22 protein-coding genes are annotated in these 23711 nt (G+C 54.1%); 3 read left to right on the top strand and 19 right to left on the bottom strand.

Translation table 11 applies throughout. The annotated features are described in order from the left end of the window. Positions 1-19: 19 nt before the first annotated feature. From AC0YOB_RS17610 to AC0YOB_RS17590, 5 genes are all read right to left on the bottom strand, one after another. Positions 20-796: a sulfite exporter TauE/SafE family protein gene (locus tag AC0YOB_RS17610; RefSeq protein WP_475793935.1), complete on the bottom strand. Its 777-nt coding sequence runs from the start codon at positions 794-796 to the stop codon at positions 20-22. 200 nt (positions 797-996) lie between these two features. Next, a complete protein-coding gene (gene uvsE / locus AC0YOB_RS17605) occupies positions 997-2064 on the bottom strand; it encodes a UV DNA damage repair endonuclease UvsE (RefSeq protein WP_475793887.1) in 1068 nt (355 codons plus the stop codon). Further along, positions 2061-2378 carry a hypothetical protein gene (locus tag AC0YOB_RS17600; protein ID WP_210042640.1) on the bottom strand — a complete coding sequence of 106 codons (318 nt, stop codon included), beginning with the start codon at positions 2376-2378 and terminating at the stop codon, positions 2061-2063. Before AC0YOB_RS17600 ends, uvsE begins: the two co-directional genes overlap by 4 nt. 115 nt (positions 2379-2493) lie before the next feature. Next, positions 2494-3630: a D-alanine--D-alanine ligase gene (locus AC0YOB_RS17595; RefSeq protein ID WP_475793886.1), complete on the bottom strand. Its 1137-nt coding sequence runs from the start codon at positions 3628-3630 to the stop codon at positions 2494-2496. Positions 3631-3710: 80 nt separating this feature from the next. After that, positions 3711-4871 carry an amidase domain-containing protein gene (locus AC0YOB_RS17590; protein ID WP_475793885.1) on the bottom strand — a complete coding sequence of 387 codons (1161 nt, stop codon included), beginning with the start codon at positions 4869-4871 and terminating at the stop codon, positions 3711-3713. 464 nt (positions 4872-5335) lie between these two features. Here AC0YOB_RS17590 and acnA point away from each other — a divergent pair, with 464 nt between their 5' ends. After that, positions 5336-8047 carry an aconitate hydratase AcnA gene (gene acnA, locus AC0YOB_RS17585; protein ID WP_475793884.1) on the top strand — a complete coding sequence of 904 codons (2712 nt, stop codon included), beginning with the start codon at positions 5336-5338 and terminating at the stop codon, positions 8045-8047. Between the two features lie 212 nt (positions 8048-8259). On the opposite strand, the gene AC0YOB_RS17580 is transcribed toward acnA, so the two are convergent. Then, entirely contained in the window at positions 8260-9006 is a 747-nt protein-coding gene (locus AC0YOB_RS17580; RefSeq protein WP_475793883.1) for an IclR family transcriptional regulator, read from the bottom strand. Between the two features lie 235 nt (positions 9007-9241). Here AC0YOB_RS17580 and AC0YOB_RS17575 point away from each other — a divergent pair, with 235 nt between their 5' ends. Beyond that, positions 9242-10387 (top strand): alpha/beta hydrolase, encoded by a 1146-nt coding sequence (locus AC0YOB_RS17575; protein ID WP_475793882.1) that lies wholly within the window; start codon positions 9242-9244, stop codon positions 10385-10387. A gap of 402 nt (positions 10388-10789) precedes the next feature. Beyond that, positions 10790-12046, top strand: a complete 1257-nt coding sequence (locus AC0YOB_RS17570) for a Fe-Mn family superoxide dismutase (protein ID WP_475793881.1) — start codon at positions 10790-10792, stop codon at positions 12044-12046. Between the two features lie 132 nt (positions 12047-12178). Here the strand turns inward: AC0YOB_RS17570 and folE are convergent, their stop codons facing one another. From folE to rfbB, 13 genes are all read right to left on the bottom strand, one after another. Beyond that, positions 12179-12775 (bottom strand): GTP cyclohydrolase I FolE, encoded by a 597-nt coding sequence (gene folE / locus AC0YOB_RS17565; RefSeq protein WP_475787710.1) that lies wholly within the window; start codon positions 12773-12775, stop codon positions 12179-12181. Between the two features lie 37 nt (positions 12776-12812). After that, positions 12813-13034 carry a YneF family protein gene (locus AC0YOB_RS17560; RefSeq protein ID WP_210042675.1) on the bottom strand — a complete coding sequence of 74 codons (222 nt, stop codon included), beginning with the start codon at positions 13032-13034 and terminating at the stop codon, positions 12813-12815. 105 nt (positions 13035-13139) lie between these two features. Further along, a complete protein-coding gene (locus AC0YOB_RS17555) occupies positions 13140-14204 on the bottom strand; it encodes an HD-GYP domain-containing protein (protein WP_475793880.1) in 1065 nt (354 codons plus the stop codon). After that, entirely contained in the window at positions 14201-14746 is a 546-nt protein-coding gene (locus AC0YOB_RS17550) for a methylated-DNA--[protein]-cysteine S-methyltransferase (protein ID WP_475793879.1), read from the bottom strand. Before AC0YOB_RS17550 ends, AC0YOB_RS17555 begins: the two co-directional genes overlap by 4 nt. 263 nt (positions 14747-15009) lie before the next feature. Next, positions 15010-16221: a tRNA epoxyqueuosine(34) reductase QueG gene (gene queG, locus AC0YOB_RS17545; protein WP_475793878.1), complete on the bottom strand. Its 1212-nt coding sequence runs from the start codon at positions 16219-16221 to the stop codon at positions 15010-15012. Between the two features lie 47 nt (positions 16222-16268). Then, positions 16269-16931 carry a signal peptidase I gene (gene lepB, locus AC0YOB_RS17540; RefSeq protein WP_475793877.1) on the bottom strand — a complete coding sequence of 221 codons (663 nt, stop codon included), beginning with the start codon at positions 16929-16931 and terminating at the stop codon, positions 16269-16271. A 7-nt stretch (positions 16932-16938) separates the two neighbouring features. After that, on the bottom strand, positions 16939-17490 hold the full coding sequence (locus tag AC0YOB_RS17535; protein WP_475793876.1) for a DUF402 domain-containing protein: 552 nt from the start codon (positions 17488-17490) through the stop codon (positions 16939-16941). A 143-nt stretch (positions 17491-17633) separates the two neighbouring features. After that, positions 17634-18056: a GNAT family N-acetyltransferase gene (locus tag AC0YOB_RS17530; protein ID WP_210042696.1), complete on the bottom strand. Its 423-nt coding sequence runs from the start codon at positions 18054-18056 to the stop codon at positions 17634-17636. A gap of 345 nt (positions 18057-18401) precedes the next feature. Then, positions 18402-19346: a glycosyltransferase family 2 protein gene (locus tag AC0YOB_RS17525; protein WP_475793875.1), complete on the bottom strand. Its 945-nt coding sequence runs from the start codon at positions 19344-19346 to the stop codon at positions 18402-18404. Between the two features lie 31 nt (positions 19347-19377). Next, positions 19378-20784, bottom strand: a complete 1407-nt coding sequence (locus AC0YOB_RS17520; protein WP_475769832.1) for an undecaprenyl-phosphate glucose phosphotransferase — start codon at positions 20782-20784, stop codon at positions 19378-19380. 97 nt (positions 20785-20881) lie between these two features. After that, positions 20882-21835, bottom strand: coding sequence for a glycosyltransferase family 2 protein (locus AC0YOB_RS17515; protein WP_475793874.1), 954 nt, complete (start codon positions 21833-21835; stop codon positions 20882-20884). After that, on the bottom strand, positions 21835-22674 hold the full coding sequence (gene rfbD, locus AC0YOB_RS17510) for a dTDP-4-dehydrorhamnose reductase (RefSeq protein WP_475793934.1): 840 nt from the start codon (positions 22672-22674) through the stop codon (positions 21835-21837). Before rfbD ends, AC0YOB_RS17515 begins: the two co-directional genes overlap by 1 nt. Positions 22675-22688: 14 nt before the next feature. Then, a complete protein-coding gene (rfbB, locus tag AC0YOB_RS17505; RefSeq protein WP_475793873.1) occupies positions 22689-23711 on the bottom strand; it encodes a dTDP-glucose 4,6-dehydratase in 1023 nt (340 codons plus the stop codon).

The following is a 23711-nucleotide window of genomic DNA, read 5'->3' as shown; positions in this document are numbered from 1 at the left end:
AGTTCTTGCAGGAAACCGTCTATAATTTCGCTGCTCCTTCAATAATTAATTCAACAGCCAGAAGGCCCAGTGTAATGCGAAGGAGCCACATCAGCCCTTTGCCGCTCATCCGGCTTGCGACATAAGCGCCGAACTTGCCGCCGATCCATGCCCCGGGAACAAGCGCCAGCACAATGCGCCAGTCTACTTCGCCTAGCCATATATGTACGCTGCTGCCCAATGCAGACGAGAGGAAGATCACGAACATCGAGGTAGCCGTGGCAAGATGGGGCGGAAACCGGAACAGGAGCACCATCACCGGAACAAATAACGAACCTCCGCCAATGCCGAACAAGCCTGAGATGAGCCCGACAAAAAATCCGATGACCAGGGCAGGCCCTACGGCATAACCATAGACATGCCCGACCCCGTCCTGATCGGTATAGAGCCGCTCCACTGGCCACTTTCGCGTGATCGGCCTGATATAATCCCTGGCAACCAGCAAAGCGGCCATTAACAGCATAAAGATTCCAAATACGAGCTGGAAGCTGCCATCCTTCAGATAACCGGTCAGAGCCGAGCCGACCATAGCGGCAGGCCCGCTCGTCACGAACAGCAGCCACGCGCTGCGGAAATCCACTCTTTTCTTCTTGGCGTATGAAAGTGTGGAAGCAAGCGCTGTCACAATTAACGCGCACAGCGAGGTGCCCACAGCCGTTGTATGGCCGATTGGAGACCCGGTCAGCTGCGGCCCAAGAAGAACCAGGGTTGGAACGATGATAATTCCCCCGCCCAAACCGACAATGCTTCCGAACATTGCGGCGATCAGACCCAGAAGGAGAAGAAGGACAATCTCAAGCACGCCCGTCACCTCACCCGATTCTTAATGACATCTATATTTTACCCCGATTCCGCGCATGCAAGACCCCCTTGCCCCCCCATAAGGCAATAAAGCCCCCCGGGCTTTGTCCGGAGAGCTTATGCTATATTCAGCGGCAATACCGGACTGCAGTTGAATCAGTTCACTTCAATCCTTGCTCCATCGATGATCCGTATGCCCTGTTCGTCCTGTGCCAGCTGGCGCAAATCCTCCATCAGCCTGAACAAGGCCAGGTCCTTGCCCTTGGCCTCCAGCATCACATCCAATTTATCAGTCGAACCAGCCGTTTCCTGCAAAAACCGCAGAAGCGGAGCCGGATCCACATAGTCGGCATGACCCCGCGGGTCCCGCTCGCTCTTGGGACTGGAAACGTGGAGCTTCGGCGGAAGCGGTCTTGAAGGCTGACCGCCAGGTATAAGCATGGCTCCTTCTGCGGCAGAGACTCCTTCAGGTTCAGAGTCCCCATCAGGAAGAGCGCCGTCCCATGTCCGCAAAATGCGCGGCCACAGCTCGCCGGCAAGCGATGCGTTGCTCTCGTTCCCGTCATTGACAGCGTGATGATGAATATCAAGCACCATCGGGACGCCCACAGCTTCGGCCGCGTCCAGGGTCTCCCGGACGGTAAACGTCTTGTCGTCATTCTCAAGCGTGATCCGGTTCCTGATCCTCCAAGGCAGCTGCCCGAACTGGCGGACAAAACGCTCAGCTGATGAAGGCTTGTCCCCGTATGCTCCGCCTACGTGAATATTGCATTTTACCCTCTCGTCCAGTCCCATCGCTTCCAGCATATGCACGTGGTAGCGCAAGTCCTCTTCGGACTTTACAAGCACCTCGGGACGCGGCGTGCTCAGGACGCAGAAATGGTCGGGATGGAAGGATACGCGCATCCCCTTGTCCTTCACGAACGCGCCAACAGCGGCGAAGGCTTCTGCAAGCGCCGGCCATGGCGACCAGTCCTGAAGCTCCTCGTGCGTAGCCAGCGGAATGAGCTTGGAGGACATGCGGTAAACCTTGATATCATGGGCATGGCAATGGCGCAGCAAACGCAGCGTATTATGCAGATTTTCTTCGGCGATGCGCTCCAGTCTGCGCAGAGCTGCTTCACGATCCGGCAGCTTTGAGAAGCTGGTGTAGGTCATGGTGCGGGACGGCGAAGCATTCTCAAGCTGCAGACTCATCGCGACAAAGCCAAAGCGGACAATCATGCATGCTCTCCGAAGAACATTTCATAGGCAAGGGCGGTTTGCACGCGCGCCTCCTCCTCTGTCAGCTTTCGGATAAGCTCCATTTCGACCTGCGTAATCTCCTCGCCTTGAAAATTAATCTCCGCGATCGACACCAGAATGCGGACAATCGCAATCGCTTCATTATTGGGCGTATATGCAATAACCTTCTGTCCGGTAGGATAAACGCGAAATCCGTTCTTGACTATTTTGCTGCGGCCGTATTCAAGCAGCTCGTTCAGCTCATTGTCATTCTTGAACTTGCAGACCGAGTTAAACTCCGTTTCGAACCCCATATGATTTCCTCCAGCAATTATATTGTGGCGTATTTCTTGTCCTCAGAGAGCAAGGCTGACAACAATCAACCAAGTCTTGACAACAATCATCGAAGAAACAGACTCCGGTCCTGTATCAGACCGGGTCTCCTCCCCCATAATCGATACGCTGCTTCTCCGTGTGGCGGGCAACCGCAAGTCCAATCAACGTGTCCAGCAGATCCGTGTAGGAGACTCCGCTTTCCTTCCACATCAGAGGATACATGCTGTAGGGCGTAAAGCCCGGCATGGTATTGACCTCGTTGATGAAAAGCTTGCCGTCGCTTTTGCGCAGGAAGAAATCGGCGCGCGCAAGGCCCGAGCCGTCAATCGACAAGAAAGCGCGGACGGCCATTTCGCGGACGGCTTCCGCTGTTTCCGCCGGAATATTGGCCGGAATATGCATCATCGATTTGCCGTCGATATATTTGGCTTTATAATCATAAAATTCACTGGAAGACGTGATTTCGCCCACCACGGAAGCACGCGGCTCGTCATTGCCGATCACACTGACCTCTATCTCCCGGGCGTCGACAAATTCCTCCACAATCACTTTCCGGTCAAACCTCAGCGCATAATTGATCGCCGTGATCAATTCCTCCCGGTTGCGGGCCTTGGAGATGCCTACGCTCGATCCCAGGTTAGCCGGCTTGATGAAGCAGGGATAGCCCAGCGCAACCTCGATCTCCATAATAAAAAAGCCGTGATCCTTCTCCCACTGGGTACGGTTAAAATACCGGTACACGCACTGCGGCAGGCCGTCCTGGGCAAAAATTTTCTTCATCGTGATCTTGTCCATGCCGACTGCCGAAGCCAATACGCCCGCTCCCACATAGGGGATACCCGCCATTTCCAGGAGGCCCTGTATCGTACCGTCCTCTCCGAAGGTGCCGTGCAGCAAAGGAAAAACAACATCGAGAGCCGGACCAGCCTCAGCAGCAGGAACAGTCAGGGCAGCGGCGGTTTCCGCCGACAAAGCGTTGAAAACCGGCATGAGCGCGTCCGTTCCGGAGGCAGCTTGAGCGCCAACAAGACGGAGCGGCTCCAGTTCATCAGGCGGCGCCAGAAGCGCCTGTCCTGCGCGCCACTTGCCTTCTTTTGTAATATAGAAAGGAATAATTTCGTAACGGCTGTAATCAAAAGCTTTCATGACTGCAAGCGCAGTCTGCAGCGACACCTCATGTTCGCCCGATCGGCCCCCGTAAACGAGTCCGACGCGCACTTTCTTCCCCATGGCTAATCCTCCGGTTACGAATAATTTCCCACATCAGGATATAATCATGCATCTGACATGCATCCTTACAGGAATAATGCTTAAAATTCATCGGCAATATGAAAAAAGCGATACTTGGTACGTTCGGTCCACGCATAAGAATCTTTATAATCCCAGTAGCGGTGGCGGCTTGGCACAGTGTTAGCATTGACTAGCGGCATGCCCGCCGCGTCGAAAGCGGTCACGATAGTGCTGTGCTGAAAGCGGTTGTCTCCGCTCCAATCATAAATAATGACATCGCCCAGATCCAGCTGATCGGCTGAATCCACGACCGTCGCCCGGAGGCCGCTTTGGCGGGAGCCCGACAGGAACAGCTGCAGCGCACCGGCAACAGCCCAGCTGTAGCTCCACATTTCGCGCCCTGCGCTTCTCTCCCGATACCACCAGCCCGAATCCCTTTTACCAGTATAGTTCATAGGCGCGTGGCCTGCAAAGAGGCATTGGGATACATAATTCGTACAATTGACATCGAAGGTTTCATAAGCCGGATTGCCTTCATTCCACCACCGGTCCGCATAGGCGGCGGCCAAGTCCCGGCGGTAACGAATTCCAGCGCGGCCATGTTTGAAACGCGATAAAACATCATAATTTATAAAAGGTATGGATGTCGGCTTATCTTCCATTTCAACTTGCTGCTCGGCAGACAGCTGTGAAGCGAAGGAATCGGACATACTATATCTGGGACGCCGTTCCATGACGAGCGGCTCCACACGGTTAATCCGGTAGCTCTCGCCGTCCAGCGACAGCCACAGGCGCTCCCGCTCCCGCCTGTCCTCCGTATAGGTGCGGCCAAGCTGCTGCATCGTCCGCTTGATCTTCAGCTCGATCAGGGCCGTCGCCTCTGCCAGAGATTCCGATTCACTGATCCGCAGCAGCTCCGCGCTCGTCTCGCTGCGCAGAGGCAGAACGCCGCGCAGCAGCTCCTGCTCGCGAAGTCGTGAAAGCTTGCGCTGATAGCGGGACAGATGGTCCACATCGGTCACGATACCTTCCGGTTCCGGCGTAAAGCGGTCAATCTCGGCCTGGTTAACCAATTGAACATAATGGTGCACGCAAGCTTTCCATCCGCTTGGCTCCGGATCCTTGAGGCCGGTCGCCTCCTTCGCCCTGGCGGTCCCCCGGCTGCTGCGCACTGCGGGCCTGCTTGACGTTTGCACCCCTTTGCGTTTTCTAACTCCGGTCCGCGTTCTCGCTTGAGGCATCACTATTCCCTCCCTGCAGTTTTTGTGCCTGACAAAGTTGGTTCATTATATGAGACCAACGGCAAATTCATGTGAGGAAGAGAAAACAACCTGATGCAGAAAACGCTCAGCAGATCAATTCCGACTGATTGAAGGGACGGTAAATTCCAAATGGATAAGAGGAAATGACGGATACCGCCTGTTGGATGCACAGTTAGTTTCTTCCTTTTTGAGATATAAGCAAAGTATAGGGCGAATTTATACTTTCTTATATTTACGAAAAACGTTATACTTAAGAAAAGCAGCGATTTTTGAAATCGTGTTTTACAGAGTGAAACAAGAAAACCATTTTCAAAATATCACATGGTTATCTTCATGCCATTTTTCTTTGATATTTTTGAGGGGGAAATACCTTGCTGCACTCCACAAACAGCATCGAACCATTTATTTTTTTACCCAATTGTACAAGGAGGCGTCAAACGTAAATGACATCAAAGAACGATTACTCTGTCCGCGAGTCGCTTGAAGTCGGAGGTAAACCTTATGTTTATTACCGCCTGCAAGGTCTTGAGGACCAAGGATTAGGCAATATTTCCAAACTGCCTTTCTCCATTAAAGTACTGCTGGAAGCAGCGGTTCGGCAGTTTGACGGCCGCGCCATCACGTCTGAGCATGTCAAGCAATTGGCAAACTGGGCCGACGGCCGCGAGGACAAAGAGATTCCTTTCATTCCTGCCCGTATCGTGCTCCAGGATTTCACCGGCGTTCCGGTTGTCGTTGACCTTGCCGCCATGCGCGACACCGTCAAGAAATCAGGCGGCGATCCAAAGCAAATCAACCCGCTCGTGCCGGTCGATCTCGTTATTGACCACTCCGTTATGGTTGACGCATTCGGCAGTCCCGAGTCGCTTGAGTACAATATGAACATTGAGTTTGAGCGCAACGAAGAGCGTTACCGTTTCCTCCGCTGGGCGCAAACCGCATTCGATAATTTCCGCGCCGTACCGCCGGGAACGGGTATCGTTCACCAGGTAAACCTGGAGTATCTGGCATCGGTTGCCGCAACCAAAACAAAAGACGGCGAAACCGTTGTCTACCCGGATTCATTGGTTGGAACGGATTCCCATACGACGATGATCAACGGACTTGGCGTTGTTGGCTGGGGCGTAGGCGGCATCGAGGCGGAAGCCGGCATGCTGGGACAACCGCTTTATTTTGTAATGCCTGAGGTTATCGGCTTCCGCTTGACGGGCAGCCTGTCGGAAGGCGCTACGGCGACTGATCTGGCGCTGACCGTTACGCAGGTTCTCCGCAAGAAGGGCGTTGTCGGCAAATTTGTCGAATTCTTCGGTCCCGGCCTGTCCAACATCGGACTGGAAGACCGTGCGACTGTTGCCAACATGGCTCCCGAGTACGGCGCAACCATCGGCTTCTTCCCGGTCGACTCCGAAACGCTACGCTTCCTGCGCAACACCGGACGTACAGAAGAACAGATCGCTCTTGTCGAAGCTTACTATAAAGCACAAAACATGTTCCGCACCGACGATACGCCGGAGCCGGTTTTCTCCGATATCGTGGAGCTGGACTTGTCAACGATCGTACCATCGCTTGCAGGTCCGAAGCGTCCTCAGGACCGCGTCGAGCTGACAGCGATGAAAGAAGAATTCAATGGCATTATCCGCACTCCGATCGACAAGGGCGGCTATGGCCTGTCCGACAACAAGATTGAAGAAATGATTGAAGTGAAGCATGCGAACGGTTCTGTCAGCAAAATGGGAACAGGCGCTGTCGTTATCGCCGCCATCACCAGCTGTACAAACACGTCCAATCCAAGCGTTATGATGGCCGCCGGACTTGTGGCCAAAAAAGCGGTTGAGCTTGGCCTCAAACGTCCTGCTTACGTCAAGACTTCTCTTACGCCGGGCTCGCTGGTCGTTACCGATTATCTGGAGAAGGCCAACCTGCTCAAGCCGCTTGAAAAGCTGGGCTTCTACGTTGCAGGCTACGGCTGCGCAACCTGTATCGGCAACTCCGGCCCGCTGCCTGATGAAGTAAGTTCGGCAATCACGGATAACGACATGACCGTAGCTGCCGTACTTTCCGGTAACCGTAACTTTGAAGGCCGCGTTCATGCCCAGGTCAAAGCCAACTACCTGGCATCTCCGCCGCTTGTTGTGGCGTACGCGATTGCCGGTACGGTCAATATCGATCTGGCTAACGATCCAATCGGTTATGACGGCAAGAACCAGCCTGTATATCTCAAGGATATCTGGCCATCATCCAAAGAAATCTCCGACGCGATCGGTGTTGCGATGAGCCCTGAATCCTTCCGTGAGAAATATGCCAATGTCTTCACGCAAAACGAACGCTGGAACCAAATCGATGTGCCACAGGGCGAGAGCTACGAGTGGGACGACAAGTCCACTTATATTCAAAACCCGCCGTTCTTCGAGAACCTGGGTCCCGATATCGACGATATCAGCGACATCAAGGGCGCAAGCGTGCTTGCTCTGCTCGGCGATTCGGTAACGACCGACCACATCTCGCCAGCCGGCAATATTAAAGCCGACAGCCCTGCAGGCGAATATCTGATCAAGCACGGCGTCGACAAAATCGACTTCAACTCGTACGGCTCGCGCCGCGGCAACCATGAAGTCATGATGCGCGGTACGTTCGCCAACATCCGGATCCGCAACCAGGTTGCTCCGGGCACTGAGGGCGGCGTGACCACTTACCTGCCGACAGACGAGGTTATGTCGATCTATGACGCTTCGATGCTGTATCAGAAGAAAAATAAAAACCTGGTCGTTATCGCCGGTAAAGAGTATGGAACAGGCAGCTCGCGCGACTGGGCAGCCAAAGGCACCATGCTGCTTGGCGTAAAAGCCGTTATCGCCGAGAGCTTCGAGCGGATTCACCGTTCCAACCTCGTCGGAATGGGCGTGCTGCCGCTGCAGTTCCAGGCAGGACACGGCTGGAGCACGCTTGGGATTACAGGCCGCGAAACCTTCGACATTATCGGGCTGGACAATGACGTGAAGCCCGGTCAGGAAGCTCATGTCGTCGTCACCCGCGAAGACGGCACCACATTCGAATTCCCGGCGATCGTTCGTCTGGATTCCATGGTGGATGTGGATTACTACCGCAACGGCGGCATTCTGCAAGCCGTTCTGCGCCAAATGATTGCCAATCAATAATATCGAGCCGGATATTGGCTGATGTCTGCAGACTGACGGTCCCCTCCTGTATGGAGCGGGACCGTTTTTTTTTGAAATATCGGCAAGCAAGCGGCTCAAACACGGATCTAAAGTCAAAAAAAAACAGCGGGGCCGTTTTCGACACATAGTCGGGCTGCACCGCTGTTTTACATGGCTAAACATTAACCTGCATTCATATTGCCGCCAAGGCACTACTTCAGCATGGCTCCAATATGGTTGGCCGCTTCAATAACAGCCGAAGCCTGTTCGCGCATCTTCTCCGGCGTCAGCCGGTTCGCGGGGCCGGAGACGGACAAGGCGGCAACCAGCTTTCCCGCCCGGTTGAAGATCGGGGAAGAGACAGCCGCAGCGCCCTGTTCCCGCTCCTCAACACTTGTAGCGTAGCCCAGCCCTCTTATCTCCTCAATCTGCTTGCGGAATTGCGCCTTGTCGAAATAGGCAGGCCATGATTCGTCGTGGAGCAGCTCCTCCTGTTTTTGCGGCTCCTCGAAGGCAATAAGCACCTTGCTGGACGCTCCCACATACAGTGGCAGACGGACGCCTACAGGAGCGACTCTGCGCACGGCCTGGCTGCTCTGAACGGCTTGTATGCGGATCCGCTCATTCCCGTCGCGCAAATAAAGGCTGATGGTCTCGCCAAGCATATCGCGCAGACGTTCCATCTCAGCCAGTCCAAGCACAGCCGGATCGTCCGTGCCGGACATATTGGCGGAAAGCTCCCAGATGCGCAGCCCCAGCCTGTAGCGCTCGGAAGCGGGATCGCGAATGACAAATCCTTTGTCCTCCAGCGTCGCAAGCATCCGGTGGACCGTGCTTTTATGCAGGCCGACACTGTCCGCGATCTCCGTCATCGGCCATTCACTCTTGGTGGTGAAGCACAGCAATATATCGAGCGCGCGCTCAACAGCGCGAACGGTTGATTTTCCATCCTCGGACATGTGATCCCACCTTCTCCATCAGTTTCATTCAATGAAACTAAGTTACAACCAGTATAACTCATGACCCGGCATTAGTAAAAGCGGATGGACATAATTTCATTTCAGTTTACAGGTAGATTACAAGTTGATAACAATACGCGTATATCCATTGACAGGCCGTTGTCCCCACATCTATCATAGGAATATAGGACTATAAAGCGTTTTCATATTTTTCCATCCTAAGGGGGATTCCATCATGAGCACATCCGTCACTCCGATGCTGCCTGCAGGCTTTACGCCGCAAGGCTTTCTCCCTTCCCCCGGGCATTCTCTCGAGCCTCCCGGCAGGACGATCGGTAGGACGCGCCGCAGACATGCCGCGATTGCTGTCGTTTCCGCATTTATGGCGCTGCTGTTTGTCACGCTTATTGCTTTTCACGGCTATGTGGCCTGGATCGTCGCTCATCCTTATGTCGCACCTCTGACCTCTAATCCCAAAATCGCCAAAGGCCTTGATTATACAGATGCCGTCTTTCCCAGCAAAAGCGGCCGCACCACCGTTCATGGCTGGTATATTGCTGCTGACGCAGCCGCTTTGCTGCCAGCTAAAACAATCGCCGCAGCAGCAGGCGGAGATGATCAAGCCGCGCTAGCTGCAGCCGCTCCTGCTGCCTCTGACCGGACCGTTGTATTCAGCCACGGTTACGGGGCTAATCGCGAAGAGACCTGGGTCCCGATGTATGATCTCGCCGCCCTGCTGCACCGATTGCATTACAACGTTCTGATGTTCGATTACGGTTATGCGTCCGAAGCTGACCGCTCTCCGGCCACGGGCGGAGTCGAAGAAGCGCAGCAGCTGCTCGCAGCTGTCCAATATGCCCGCAGCCAGGGGGCAGAGCAGGTGGTCGTTTGGGGCTTCTCCATGGGAGCCGGTACCGCCCTTCAGGCAGCGCTGCAAACAGACGCATCCGATGATATCGACGCCCTGATTCTCGACAGTCTGTTTCTGCCGAGTCCGGAATCCTTGTTCAACAATGTCCGGCAGTATCTGGATCTGCCGCGTTTTCCATCCCTGCCGCTTGTTCAGCTGATGCTGCCATTCTGGACGGGAACCAGCTTTAATCAGATCCCTTCCCAGCAGGTTATGCAAACCTCTTATACGATTCCGACCTTTATAATGCACGGCACCGACGACGTCAAAGCGCCGATTGCCACCGCCGAGCATATCGCATCCAGCCAGTTGAACCCGTTATCCAGGGAGTGGGTCGTCCAAGGGGGCAAGCATGAGCTGTTATTCCAGACACGTCCGAAAGAATATATCCAGCGCGCCGCCTTGTTTCTCAGCCAGGTGGATGCGGACTGGAAGAGCAATCAGCCGACCTTGACGGCGAGTGCGACATAGGAAAAGCCTGATCCGAATACATCTAGATTATGGATGCCATCGGATGTAAGAGGATAAAGAGCCGTCCGGATTGCCGGGCGGCTCTTCTTTTATGCCGCAAAGCATGCAGCGAGGCCTCAGCGCAGACCCACTCCTGCCGGAAGCGGGTTGATGACCGCATCATACGACCCTACACCGCCTCTGGCTGCCACCGTCACGCGACAGCCACACCACACGATGGCTGTCACCGTCACGCGACGCCACACCATACGGTGTTTGCCACCGTCATGCGACGCCACACCGTGCGCTGGCAGCCACCGTCATGCCGCTCGCTGGACGCGCCAGGAGAGACAGGTTTTTGTGCGAAAAATAAGCGGCATTTTTGCTTTTTGTAATTCGTGAAGAAGAGGGAGGCTGAAGTCTGTGCTGTTTGTTTATAGAGGCTATATGCCCTTGAGAGTGCTGGAGGAGATTCAATTCTGGAAGACGCAGGAGAAGGAGCACACCGCCGTTATCCGGGAGATTATTCCTCACCTGGAACCGGCCTATGTCCAGCTGCTTCAGGCGTGGGAGCCCATATTTGCCCGTACGGAGCAAATGGCGGAGAAGCTGCTCATGGCCGCGCTGGCAAACCCAGAGGACATTCCGCCTGATCTGGTCAAGAGCAGCGAGGAATTGCTGAAGGTATCCGCCCTGCAGTCGCGGAAATTCGTCGCGCAGCTGACCAAGATGCTGGAGGACAGCTCGGCAGCAGCTTCAAGCCCGTTCGCAGGGATCGTCATCCGCCATATTATCCGCGAGTCGGACTATTTTCTATGTGTTCTGGAGTCGCTGCTTCATCCCCGCGAGGAGCAAACCGAGGAGCGGCAGCCCGGTCCCTCCAGTGAGACGGCAGGGAATAACGGGATAGAAGAGATCGTCAAGCTCTCCGGGCATGAAGAAAAGCAACCCGAGGACGCGTCCGGCGGCTCCGCGCCCAAGCAGCATACTGGCGGGGAACGGGAGCCCGGGCAGGCGCATTTGCCCGAATTCGGCAGCCGCCGCGCCGCTTCGTCTGTCCCTATCGGCGGCCATACGCTTCCCCCGCTTCCTTATGCGTATGATGCGCTGGAGCCGCATATCGATACGGCTACGATGCGGATTCATCACGATATCCATCACAAGAGCTATGTGGATGGGCTTAATCAAGCGGAAAAGGAACTGGAGACAGCCAGGAAAACGAATAACTTTGACTTGGTTAAGCATTGGGAGCGGGAGCTCGCCTTTCATGGGGCGGGACACTATCTTCATACTTTATTCTGGCCCGTCATGTCGCCCAGAGGAGGAGGGGAGCCTACCGGTACGCTGGCTCAGCAAATCCAGAAGGACTTCGGCAGCCATGACGCCTTCAAGAGACAATTCAGCGCAGCAGCGGAGAAGGTTGAAGGCGGTGGATGGGCGATTCTGGTATGGAGTCCGCGCAGCCGGAGACTGGAAATTCTGACCGCCGAGAAGCATCAAAATTTATCCCAATGGGATGTCGTGCCCCTGCTGTCCCTTGATGTTTGGGAGCATGCCTATTATCTCAAGCATCAGAACAAGCGGCCGGATTATATCCGGAACTGGTGGAAGGTCGTCAATTGGCCCTACGTCAGCGGCCGTTTCTCCGAGGCCAGGAAGCTGGTCTGGGAGCCGTACTAAGCATGCCAATGCTGTGGAGTTCCAAAAGCTGAAAAAAGATTGCCGGTTCCCTGTTTTGAATGAGAGGGAATGGCAATCTTTTCTCAAGAATCAAAAAGCTTCACTGCGTACGGTACGATCAGCAGCCTCGTCTTATGACTGCTTCAGCAGCGACAGGAACTCCGAACGCAGTGCTGCGCTCGTACGGAATTCACCCCGCACGGCCGAGGTTACCGTGTTGCTGCCGGTCTTCTTGACCCCGCGCGCGCACATGCACAGATGCTCGCCCTCCACGACCACCATAACGCCATGGGGCTGCAGAACTTCCTCCATGATGTTGGCGATCTGCGAGGTAATGCGCTCCTGCACCTGCAGGCGCCGCGTGACGGCATCGACCAGCCGCGCTAGCTTGCTCAGACCGGCAATCTTCCCGCTCGGGATATAGCCGATATGGGCTTTTCCGAAGAACGGAGCCATATGATGCTCGCACTGGCTGTAATATACGATATCTTTTACAATTACCAGCTCTTCGTGCTGCTCATCGAAGGTGACCCCGAGCACTTCCCGCGGATCAACCTCGTAGCCTGCGAAAATTTCCTCGTACATGCGGGTTACGCGCGCAGGCGTTTCCAGCAGTCCCTCGCGGTCGACATCCTCACCGATGAGACTTAATATTTGCTTGATATGATATTCAATCTGTTCACGGTTATCCGAAACGACAGAATTGACGTAGTCTTTCTTGCCCGCCATCCTTGTTCGTCCCCCTTCCCTGCAAGCGACGCGCTGATTATCTGCGTCCGCCGCCCGGACGTTGATTTTTCATCATGCTCTGTGCTTTTTGCAGCTGCGATTTGTTCATATTGTAACCCATTTGCTTCGCCATCTTCTGCAGCATTTCCGGATCGTTCTGCATCTTCTCAAGCTGCTTGCGCAAATAGAAGACACCGATAAAGAATCCGCCAACCGCTCCCAAGAGGAGCGTAACAATCGGAATAATAATATTCCACATGCCCGTCTCTCACCCAACCTTTATCTGATCGTTATGAATGTACATATTGCAACCTATCATAGCATGTACGGGTGCCTACCGCAAACCCCGGATTCGACAATAAAATCAACCCATTACCTGCTCAATGAACACCGTGTTTTCCTTCGCCAAATCGATCTCCCGGCTGCCGATGGAATCATCGCCCTCGCGCTCCAGCAGCCGCACAACCGGCCGCCCCGGCAGTCCGCGATGCTGGCCGACCACCACCCCCGCTTCCCTGGTGGACAGCCGCACCGATACCCCGTTGGGATAGATCGAGACCACGCGCATGAACTGCACGACGACCGCATGGTCGAGCTCTTTTCCCGACATCGCCAGCAGCCGCTCGCAGGCTACGTGCGGGAGCATCCTTTTGCCGTTATCAAACTCCTGCAGCAGGTTGTCGTAGGCATTGGCCACGGCAACAATCCGCGAATAGAGATGAATCTGCTCGCCGGCAAGGCCTCTCGGCTCTCCGCTGCCGTCGATATGCTCATGGTGCTGCAGCGCAACATGGGCAATCAGCAGGCTGAACTCACGTCTGGCCTTGAGCAGCTGGAAGCCTCTCCATGTGTGATGCATGGCCATCTTCTTATTCTTCGCGGCTTCATCATCTGCGGGCTCAAACTCGAACTCGGACTCTTCGAGCGGTTTGCCAAGATCATGCAGTAGCGCGCCGATGGCGAGCTCCTTCTGCTGGATCTGGTTCAGGTTCATATGAATGCCGAGCAAAGCGGAGATCATGCAGACATTCATCGCATGGACGAAGGCAGCATTATCACGCGTGCGGATATCATTGAGATGGATGAGCACATCTTTGTTACGCAGCACATCCTCGAGCATATCCTCCACCGAGAGGCTGATCGAACGCGAGTTGAAGTCCTTGCCTGAACGGATCGAATCCATCGTTTCCGACATGGTGCGGATCAGCGTCCGCTTGGTCTCCTCCGAGAGCAGCTCTTCCTCGATCTCAATATCCTGCAGCCTCGGATCCGTAATATATAAATTCGTAACCCCGATTCGTTTCAACGTGCTGATCATAAATACCGTAATCTGGACTCCTGCCGACAGCAGAATCGTTCCATTCGTCGCATAAATCGTCTTTCCCAGCAGATGGCCTGGCTCAACGGATTCCATATCAATGTATCTCATGAGGCTCCCCCGCCTTCCTTCTGCCGTTCAAGCGCAAGCAGGTAGGTTTTCGTATCCAGTCCGCCTCCATAGCCTACCAGGGCCCCGCCTGCCCCTATAATACGGTGACAGGGGACGATCAGCGGAACGGGATTGCGATTGTTGGCCCCTCCGACTGCCCGGACCGCCTTCGGTTGTCCAATGGCTTCAGCGATGTGCTTGTACGACCGGCTTTCCCCGTAAGGAACATCCAGCAGCGCCTGCCACACCTTCGTTTGAAAAGGAGTCCCCCGCATGTCCAGCTTGACGGTGAACGCTTCCAGCCCGCCTGCAAAATAACGCTCCAGCTGCCCGGCAGCCTCGCTGATCATGATGTGTTCATTCGGCTTCACCTGCACCCACTGCGCGTCGCCCGTGAACCAGGTCCGCGTCCAATTGCGCAGCTTTTCTTCCCGCAGGGCAAAATCGCCGAATTCAATGCGGCACAGCCCTGCATCGGTTGCCAGCAGCACAAGCGGCCCTACAGGCGACTTCAATTCGGTCCAATAGATGGTCTCGCTCATCCTCTAAAGTCCCTCCTTATGTTTTGTTGCCGTTATGGATTTGCAGACTTTGGCCATGCCGGGTATGGCTTATGGCGTTCCTTCTGCAATCAAAGCATATATCGGTTGACAGCCGCTTCCTGTTTATATTTAAGCAAAATCGCGCAAATTCCAGCATACAGTACTAAGCGGTGCCTGGAATATCCGAACCGCCTTTGGGTTCTCCATCCTGCTACAAGCCCTTAGACGCCCCTCTGAAGCCTCGAAACCATGTAAAGCGTTATTTAACGCTTGTCCAATCCGTCATTCTCTCCAGGCGCTCCTGACGCTTCCTGGGCGGCATCCCCATTGCCGGGGCTGCTGGCTGCCAGTGCGGCGGATATCGCTTCCAACACGGCTTCCTCCCGCTCAAGCTTCAACGCCTGCTCAAGCGCATCACGGGCCGCCGCGCCGCCAATTCGGCCCAGCGACCAGGCGGCAGTCGCCCGCAGCTCGAACCGCGGATCGCTCCGCAGCACATTCGCCAAGGGCTGCACCCCGCTCGGGTCCTTGAAATTGCCCAGCGCGATTACCGCGTTGCGCTGGATCGGTTTTCTGCCACGCCAGGCCGAGGACGTCTGGCCGTAAGCTTCCTTGAATTCGCGGTTGCCCATCGTCAGCATCGGGACAAGCAAGGGCTTTGCCTTCTCAAGATCCGGCTGCAGCTCCGGCTGATGGGTCCAGTTTTTGCCCCTGTTTTTGGGACAAACCGTCTGGCAGGTATCGCAGCCATAGAGACGATTGCCGATCTTGCGCATGAGCTCATCCGTGACAAGCCCCTTGGTCTGCGTTACAAATGAAATACACCGCTGTGCATTCAGCTGCCCGGGCGCCACCAGCGCGTCCGTCGGGCATGCATCCATGCAGGCGGTGCAGTCGCCGCAGCTCTCCGCAACGGGTTCGTCCGGCGGCAGCGGCAAATTCGTGATCATTTCGCCCAGGTACACCCATGAGCCCCATTCCGGTGTAATAACAGAGCAGTTCTTGGCGCTCCAGCCGATGCCGGCACGCTCGGCAACCGCCCGATCCGAGAGCGCGCCGGTATCGACCATGCTCTCCGCCCGCAAGGAAGGAACGCGCTCCCGCAGCCAATCCTCCAGCTTGCGCATTCTGTCGCGCAGCACCTTATGATAATCCTCGCCCCAGGCGGAACGCGACATGATTCCGCGCCGCGCTCCCGGCTCGGATTTCGGGGGATTCTTCAGCTTCGACGGGTAGGCCACCGCGATTGCAATAATCGACTGCGGATTCTCGAGCAGCAGCGAGGGCTGCGTTCTTTTGTCCAGATCCGGCTCCTCGAAGCCCGACTCGTATCCCAGCTCACGGTGGCGGACCAGCCGCTGCTTCAATTCCACGAAGGGATCCGCTGAAGCGATCCCGATTTTATCAATTCCAAGGCCGGCCGCCGCAGCTTTCAATTCATGCTTCAGCTTCTCCCAGGATGTCACATTGTCCACTGCGATAGCCTCCTTCCAGCTTGCACTATTTTTCAAACAGCAGCTTCTTACAGCGTATTCAGCTTGGTAATCGGCCACAGAATATAATCCGCCCGTCCGCGAATCATCGAAGCAGGCACGGTACCGAATGAGCGGCTGTCTCTGCTTGCACGCGCATGACGATTATCTCCCATGACAAAATAACGGTCATTCTCCACCACGAAGGGTCCATAATCGATATCCTCAATCGCCGTGTCCGTAAACCGCTCCACCACCAGCTCCCCGTTGCGGTACAGCTGACCTGAGCGAATTTCGATCTTATCTCCCGGCACTCCCACAATCCGCTTGACCAGAAACTCTTTCTTGTCCGCTCCCGCGGAAGGATCCTTCAAAATGATCACATCTCCCAGATGAGGAGATCCGAAGCGGTAGGAATACTTGTTCACGAACAGCCATTCCTTCTCGTAGAGCGTCGGCTCCATTGAATGACCTTCTACCGTGGACAGGTTGAACACAAAGAAATGAAACAGCAGTACGATCGCGACCGCAACGATCAGCGTACGGGCCCAATCCCATAATTCCTTGCCCCAGCTCGTATGTTCTCTGGAGGGTTTCTCCGGTTTGTCAGGCTTCCCTGACTGCGCCTTGTTCCTCGATGTGGAATGGGAGCGTTTGCGGGGACCGATAGAGCCAGGCTCTGTCTCTTGCATTGAATCCGAAAAATTGTCCATACTGCTGCTACACCTCGCCCGTCTGTTTATTCCATGTCTCGAAATAAGCGGCGACTTGATTGTTGTTGAACGGTTCCTTCCCGGATTCCACCCGGGCCAGCAGACCATGAAGCCCCTCTTGTACTTTTCGGTCAACTTCCTTCGAATAATAATACATCGCCTTATGAAGTTCATATTCCTCGACATCCACAACATGGACCGATCCATCCTGCGCGACAATCACATCCAGGTCATAATCAATATAGGTCAGCACATCATCCTGAAAATAAGGCGGCGAGGCTACATTGCAATAATAACGAATCCCGTCGTTCTCCAAGAGAGCAACAATATTATACCACTGTCCGGGGATAAAGAACGAAACAGCCGGCACGCGGCTTGTCCACATCCCGCCATCCGCCTCCTGAATAGGCGTCTGCCGGTTAATCAGAATATACATGGATTCCGCTGCATGTTCAGGTGCCGTCAGCTGATCCGGAAGCAGGGAATTTTCCAGCCACATCCGATGCAGCCGGCCGTTATGCTTGAAGCTTTTGATCACACTTGGGCGATAATTGTCCATATGCGAGCTCTCCCGTGGTAGTCTGAATGAATCGCTGCCTGAACTGCTTAATAAGTTAAGAAAAGCATATCCCGCCGCCAAAATCAATGACGTTCAAGATATGCTTGTCCATGATGACAATGTATTCAAATAGGGCGTAAGAGTTATCCTGCGACGATGCTAAGCTTCTGAAACGACCGGAAGAAATCCGATGCCGCATAGCCCAGCGACTCATAAAGCGACAAAATCGGCTCGTTATGCTCGTCCGCCGATATTAAGATCTTAGTTACATTCTTCTTCTCAAAACGCTGCTGAAGCCCGCGAATCAACGATTTGCCAATACCTTGACGCTGGTAATCCGGATGAACGGCGATACGGTAGTAATAACCCTTATTATTATCGATTGTGCCAATTACAATACCCGCAACAACATCGTTCACCAAAGCTACAAGGACAAGCTCGCTGTCCCACGACAGCTGCCGGCCAAAAGCCTCCATGGTCAATTCGTAGCATTCTGCCGATAAAACCGTTTCGAGCAATTGGGTGACAGGTCGATAGTCTGACAATTGGAAAGTACGAACGTCCATAACTAAAACCCCTCTATACGCAGTATAAAAAAATTTAGGTAAAGTTAATAATACGACAAAATCATGCGAATTCCTTCTAAAAAGTTAAAAAAACCTTAAAAAGTTCATAAAATCTTTGTTTTACTCATGTAAGCGCTTTATAGTAAGCGTTTTCATTAAAATATGCATATTTCTGCGTGTTTTCGTGTCGAAGATATTTTAATACTTGTTCTGTATATAATTTGATGTATTTTAGATAATTCTTGCTGCCCAAAATGTCTTGGACACAAGCAAAAAGCTCCAGATTGTATCCAGAGCCTGACGATTATTGAAGGATTAGAGCTTTACCTATACGCTTGCCTCTGATTACACGGACATCCCTTTGCCCTTGACTCCGCCTTCGGCGTTCAGCTTGCCCCATATTTTGCGGTGCATGCTGAACCTGACGCAAAGTCCGTTTGGCAGGCTGCGGTAACGCTTGCCCAGCTGGTAGCCCAGGAGCTTGGCTGCCGATTCAGCGAACAAGCGCGGGATCCAGTGCCATTTGCGCTGCCGGTGCAGCTCGCTCAGCTGCGTGCGTACGAGACGCGAGCCCTCTTTGCCCACGGCCGAGTACTGGAAGACCCAGTCATTATTGCGCATGGATACGCCATTGTCGAAGAAACGCCTGAACTGCTGAGTGAGCGTATAATCATGGGAATGCACGACCCGGGCCTCAGCTGCGTAAGCGACTGTATAGCCCTGGAGAATGCATGTTGCCGCGAAGAAAAGATCCTCGTTAAAAATAACAGGCTCCGGAAAGCGGCCAACCTCCATGAATACATCCTTGCGGATGGCTGCGCACACATTGGAGCAGAAGAAGGTCTTGATTCCCATGCGGGGGATATCCCTCTTATCCTTGGTGGATGACTGCTCCGGATAATTAAATCCGCGGGACAGCCGTTCCAGCACATTCGCATCCGGCCTTGCCAGCTGCCTTGCATAGACACAGGATATCTTCTCATTCTGAAATGGTCTCACAAGCTCCTGCAGCAAGAACTCATTATCCGGAAGCGCGTCCTGTGTCATGAACACATATATATCGCCTGCCGCCAGACTCACTGCGTAGTTTCGGGTTCCTCCATGGTCGAATTCGCTTTGGAGGATGGTAAATACACGCGCCCCTGCCCGTCTCGCCCTCTCAGCCGTCCCGTCAGACGACGAGGAATCAACCACGATAATTTCATGGGGTTTGAGCGTCTGGCTCTGCAGCAGGCCAAGGAGCCCGTCAAAAGCGGGTCCGGCGTTGTAGGTTGGAATAATAACGGACACACGGGGTCCGCCTGATGTCATCACTGCTGTGTCAGTATGCATTTTTATTAACAAGACCTTTCGTTATCGTCTTCACGATGATTTTGAGGTCGAAGAAAAAGGTCCAGTTCTCGATGTAGAACAGATCATGCATAATGCGGTCCTGTATGGATGTATCGCCGCGCAGCCCGTTGGTTTGCGCCCAGCCGGTAATGCCGGGACGAATATGGTGCTTCACCATATATTTCGGAATTTCCTCTTTGAACTGCTCTACGAAGAAAGGGCGTTCCGGCCTTGGACCGACGACGCTCATATGTCCCACAAGCACATTGAAGAACTGCGGAAGCTCGTCCAGACTCGTTCTGCGGATAAAGCTGCCGAAGCGTGTCCGGCGCGGATCATTTTCCACCGTCCACTGCGTATCCGAGGTGCCGGGATCCGAGATATGCATGGAGCGGAACTTGTACATATTGAATGTGCGCCGATCCAGCCCCATCCGCTCCTGCTTGAACAGGACAGGCCCGGGCGATGTCAGCTTAATGCCGATATATACCATGAGCATGATCGGTGAGACAATCGTGATGGCAAACAGGGAAAACACAATATCGAACGCCCGCTTCAGAAGCCGGTTGCTCAGCTCATCGAGCGGAATGTCGCGAACATTAATCAGCGGGATACCCGCAAAATTGTCGAAGAAGGGACGCGCCGGGAGCATATCGAAGAAATCGGGAATAATGAGCGTCTTGACGCCCGTTTTCTCGCATTGATCGATAATCGTCGCATATTTCTTATGGGCCTTGAGCGGAAGCGCAATGATGACCTCATCGATCATAAACTTATTCAACATTTCATCCAGCTGGTCTGTAGTCCCGATAATGGGCTTCAGCCCGTTGTGCTCGGCTGCATGCTCAGTCTGGAAATCATCCAGGAAGCCGATCGCCTCATAGCCGAGCTCGGGATGCTGCTTCAGACTGTCGTAGAAGCTGCGCCCCACCGAGCCTGCGCCGAGAATGAGCACATAACGTCTGTTGAACCCTTTGCGGCGGAGACGTGTCAGAATGCTCTTCACGGCATAGCGGTAAATGATCATGCCCATAATATTGGCAGCTATGAAGATGGCCAGAAACTCACGCGATATATGAACTTCTTTGGCAATAAACAGCAAGCTGAGCAGGCCAAGGAAGCTTAAGCCATGTACCTGGAAGATTTTGAGAATATCGTAGGAGAAGCTCTTGCGGCGCCGCGGCGCGTAGAAACGCACGTAAAAGCCAACAAGAATGGCGGCGAATGAATAGATGGTGCCCCAGAGGAGATAGCTTTTGAGTGGGAGATTATTATAATGCGACAGGAGCCCGCTGTTGAACTTCAGCCAGTACGCGGCCAAGAACATAATCAGGGTGCACAAGAGATCCGCGAGTACATATATTTGAGTCAGAAATCGTTGGTTCTGTCGGATCATAAGTCTCTCAGTCCTTACTATCTAGTATTCGAATGACGAATCTACCAGTATTGTATCAAAAAAACGAGAGGGAACCAACCTTGAAATTTGTTAGGTTTTACCTTTTTCTTTCAGCAATCCGGCGCCAGAGAGCGCTCCGCTGCCTGAGAAGCTCCGGCATGCGGCGGAGAATTGTCGCCCAGCACCGCAATAAGCCCTGCTCCAACAGTAATATATACCCGACTTGAACGAATTCAAGACCGATTAATCGCGGAATCGACAGAAACATTTTCCAGCCCGCAGGCTCATTCTTAATGATGGTAAATATCCGGTTCTGATACGAATGGCGTCTGAGAAATAGCGGGATCTGCATGCGGCTGCGGCGTCCCTCGTACTTCCAGCCCCGCTCATGAAGCGCTTTGGCTTCCGCGAGATAATACGACTTCCAGCCCAGCAGCTGGGCCCGCCATGCCACGTCAACGTCTTCTTTGTAAGCAAAATAGGACTCGTCATAGAACTGCCCGTCCATGCTGATATCCTCCACCATCCGACGCCGGTAAACCGATGCCGCACCGGATACCCCAAAAATATACCGGGACTCCTCCCACTGCGCAGCCGGTTCCCCGCCGCCGAGGTCCCAGGCTCTGCGCGTGCCGCCCATGTCGATACCGGCGCTGTCCATGATGTCCGGACGGGCCGCCAGCACCAGCTGGCCTGTCACGCTGCCGACCTCAGGATGCTGATCCATAAATTTCACAATGCAGGCTATGTAGTCCGTTCCGAGCTCCACATCAGGATTCAGCACAAGCACATAGTCGGAATCCGTCTGCTTAATGGCCTGGTTCTGTCCGGCTGCGAATCCGACATTATCACGGTTGGCGACAAGCCTGACTGTCGATTCCTGGAAACCGCGAACAATGTCGCAGGTATTGTCGGTTGAGGCATTATCCACCACGACAATTCCTGCGACCGGATGCGACTGCTGCAGGACAGCTTGAATGCATCGCTGGATATCGGAAGCACTGTTATAGGTTACGATGCATACACTGGCGGTCGCCGCAGCTGGGCTCATTACTGATCATCCTTTAGAAAATGAATTAACGCCTCCCGCCAGGGCCGAAGGTCACTCAGACCGTTTACCCGAATGGATGAATGGTCCATCACGGAGTAGGCAGGTCTGGGTGCGGGACGCGGGAAATCTTCTGTCGTGCAGGGCTCAAGCTTGATGGCGGAGCCGCTCTCCTCGAAGATCGCCGCGGCGAAATCGAACCAGGAGCATACGCCTGTATTGGAGGCATGATAAATGCCGTAGCATTCCGTCCGGACAAGCTCCAGCAGAAAATGCGCCAAATCCAGCGTATAAGTAGGCGAGCCGATCTGGTCGTGCACCACCTTCAGCTGGTCCTTCTCGCTGCCAAGCTTGAGCATTGTTTTCACAAAATTATTGCCGTATTTGCCGTACACCCATGAGGTACGGACGATAAAATAGCGGTCATGCAAAGACGTGACCGCCTGCTCACCGGCAAGCTTCGACTTGCCGTACACGGTACGGGGGTTCGTGTTGTCGATTTCGTTGTAAGGAATCACGCTTGTGCCGTCGAACACATAGTCGGTGCTGATGTAGCACAGCTTGGCTCCGATTTCTCTGGACGCAATGGCCAAATTCCGTGTTCCGGCCGCATTCACGCGAAAGGCCTCGTCCGGTTCGGACTCGGCCTTGTCAACGGCGGTATAGGCGGCGCAGTGGATAACAGCATCCGGTTGGAGTCGGGCCAGCACCTCCCGGCACTGCGCAAGGCTCGTGATGTCAAGCACATCACGGCCATAGCCTTGAATGGTGAAGCCTTCTGCAGAGAGATGAACGAGCTCCGCGCCCAATTGACCATTAGCGCCGGTGACAAGAATCTTCAGGTTCGGCGCTGTTGTCATGACTTTGTCCCCAGGCGGTCGCCGTACTGCGTTTTGAAATAATCCTGGTAGGCACCGGAGAGAATTTGCTCCATCCAGTCGCTGTGATTCAAATACCAGCGAACCGTTTCCTTGATGCCGTTCTCGTAGTCGTATTTCGGCTTCCAGCCCAGCTCATTGCGGATTTTGTCGGCATCGATCGCATAACGCCGGTCGTGGCCAAGACGGTCCGTAACATAAGTGATAAGCGATTCCGGCTTGCCCAGCTCGGCCAGAATCGTTCTGACCACCTGTAGATTATTGCGCTCATTATTGCCGCCGACATTATAGACCTCTCCTGGACGTCCATTATGCAGCACCAGGTCAATCGCGCTGCAGTGGTCCTCCACATACAGCCAGTCACGGACATTCAGACCATCGCCGTACACGGGGAGCGGTTTGTCATTGAGGGCATTCTGAATCATCAGCGGAATAAGCTTCTCCGGGAATTGATACGGTCCGTAATTGTTGGAGCAGCGCGTAATATTGACATTCATGCCGAATGTTTCGTGATACGCGCGAACAAGGAGATCCGCGCCTGCTTTGCTGGCGGAATATGGGCTGTTCGCAGCAAGAGGCGTCTCCTCCGTGAAGAGACCTGTGTCACCGAGTGTGCCGTACACCTCATCGGTGGACACCTGAACGAATTTGGTGATGTTATACTTCTTCGCCAGGTCGAGCAAGGTCTGGGTTCCCATAATATTCGTGCGGACGAAAATCTCCGGCTCCAGAATACTGCGGTCCACATGCGATTCCGCGGCAAAATTCACGACAACATCGACGCCCTCTGCGAACAAAGGCTCCAGCGCCGCACGGTCCGCGATATCCGCTTTGACGAAGCGGTAGTTCGGGTGCTGCTCGACCGAACGAAGATTTTCCAGGTTACCCGCATAAGTCAGGGCATCAACATTAATGATCGTATAGCCGGGATAATTCTTGGCCATATAAAGCACAAAGTTGCTTCCAATAAAGCCGGCACCGCCGGTGATTAACAGTTTCAT

Source organism: Paenibacillus sp. JT31N17 (genome assembly GCF_056269255.1).
Note: the sequence above shows the minus strand (reverse complement) of the source record. Positions and strands in the feature narration are given on the sequence as shown.

Bases quoted from the DNA above. Each gene is read 5' to 3' on its own strand.
- AC0YOB_RS17610 (WP_475793935.1), bottom strand. From the start codon at position 796: ATGTTCGGAAGCATTGTCGGTTTGGGCGGGGGAATTATCATCGTTCCA.
- uvsE (WP_475793887.1), bottom strand. From the start codon at position 2,064: ATGATTGTCCGCTTTGGCTTTGTCGCGATGAGTCTGCAGCTTGAGAAT.
- AC0YOB_RS17600 (WP_210042640.1), bottom strand. From the start codon at position 2,378: ATGGGGTTCGAAACGGAGTTTAACTCGGTCTGCAAGTTCAAGAATGAC.
- AC0YOB_RS17595 (WP_475793886.1), bottom strand. From the start codon at position 3,630: ATGGGGAAGAAAGTGCGCGTCGGACTCGTTTACGGGGGCCGATCGGGC.
- AC0YOB_RS17590 (WP_475793885.1), bottom strand. From the start codon at position 4,871: ATGCCTCAAGCGAGAACGCGGACCGGAGTTAGAAAACGCAAAGGGGTG.
- acnA (WP_475793884.1), top strand. From the start codon at position 5,336: ATGACATCAAAGAACGATTACTCTGTCCGCGAGTCGCTTGAAGTCGGA.
- AC0YOB_RS17580 (WP_475793883.1), bottom strand. From the start codon at position 9,006: ATGTCCGAGGATGGAAAATCAACCGTTCGCGCTGTTGAGCGCGCGCTC.
- AC0YOB_RS17575 (WP_475793882.1), top strand. From the start codon at position 9,242: ATGAGCACATCCGTCACTCCGATGCTGCCTGCAGGCTTTACGCCGCAA.
- folE (WP_475787710.1), bottom strand. From the start codon at position 12,775: ATGGCGGGCAAGAAAGACTACGTCAATTCTGTCGTTTCGGATAACCGT.
- AC0YOB_RS17560 (WP_210042675.1), bottom strand. From the start codon at position 13,034: ATGTGGAATATTATTATTCCGATTGTTACGCTCCTCTTGGGAGCGGTT.
- AC0YOB_RS17555 (WP_475793880.1), bottom strand. From the start codon at position 14,204: ATGAGATACATTGATATGGAATCCGTTGAGCCAGGCCATCTGCTGGGA.
- AC0YOB_RS17550 (WP_475793879.1), bottom strand. From the start codon at position 14,746: ATGAGCGAGACCATCTATTGGACCGAATTGAAGTCGCCTGTAGGGCCG.
- lepB (WP_475793877.1), bottom strand. From the start codon at position 16,931: ATGGACAATTTTTCGGATTCAATGCAAGAGACAGAGCCTGGCTCTATC.
- AC0YOB_RS17535 (WP_475793876.1), bottom strand. From the start codon at position 17,490: ATGGACAATTATCGCCCAAGTGTGATCAAAAGCTTCAAGCATAACGGC.
- AC0YOB_RS17530 (WP_210042696.1), bottom strand. From the start codon at position 18,056: ATGGACGTTCGTACTTTCCAATTGTCAGACTATCGACCTGTCACCCAA.
- AC0YOB_RS17520 (WP_475769832.1), bottom strand. From the start codon at position 20,784: ATGATCCGACAGAACCAACGATTTCTGACTCAAATATATGTACTCGCG.
- AC0YOB_RS17515 (WP_475793874.1), bottom strand. From the start codon at position 21,835: ATGAGCCCAGCTGCGGCGACCGCCAGTGTATGCATCGTAACCTATAAC.
- rfbB (WP_475793873.1), bottom strand. From the start codon at position 23,711: ATGAAACTGTTAATCACCGGCGGTGCCGGCTTTATTGGAAGCAACTTT.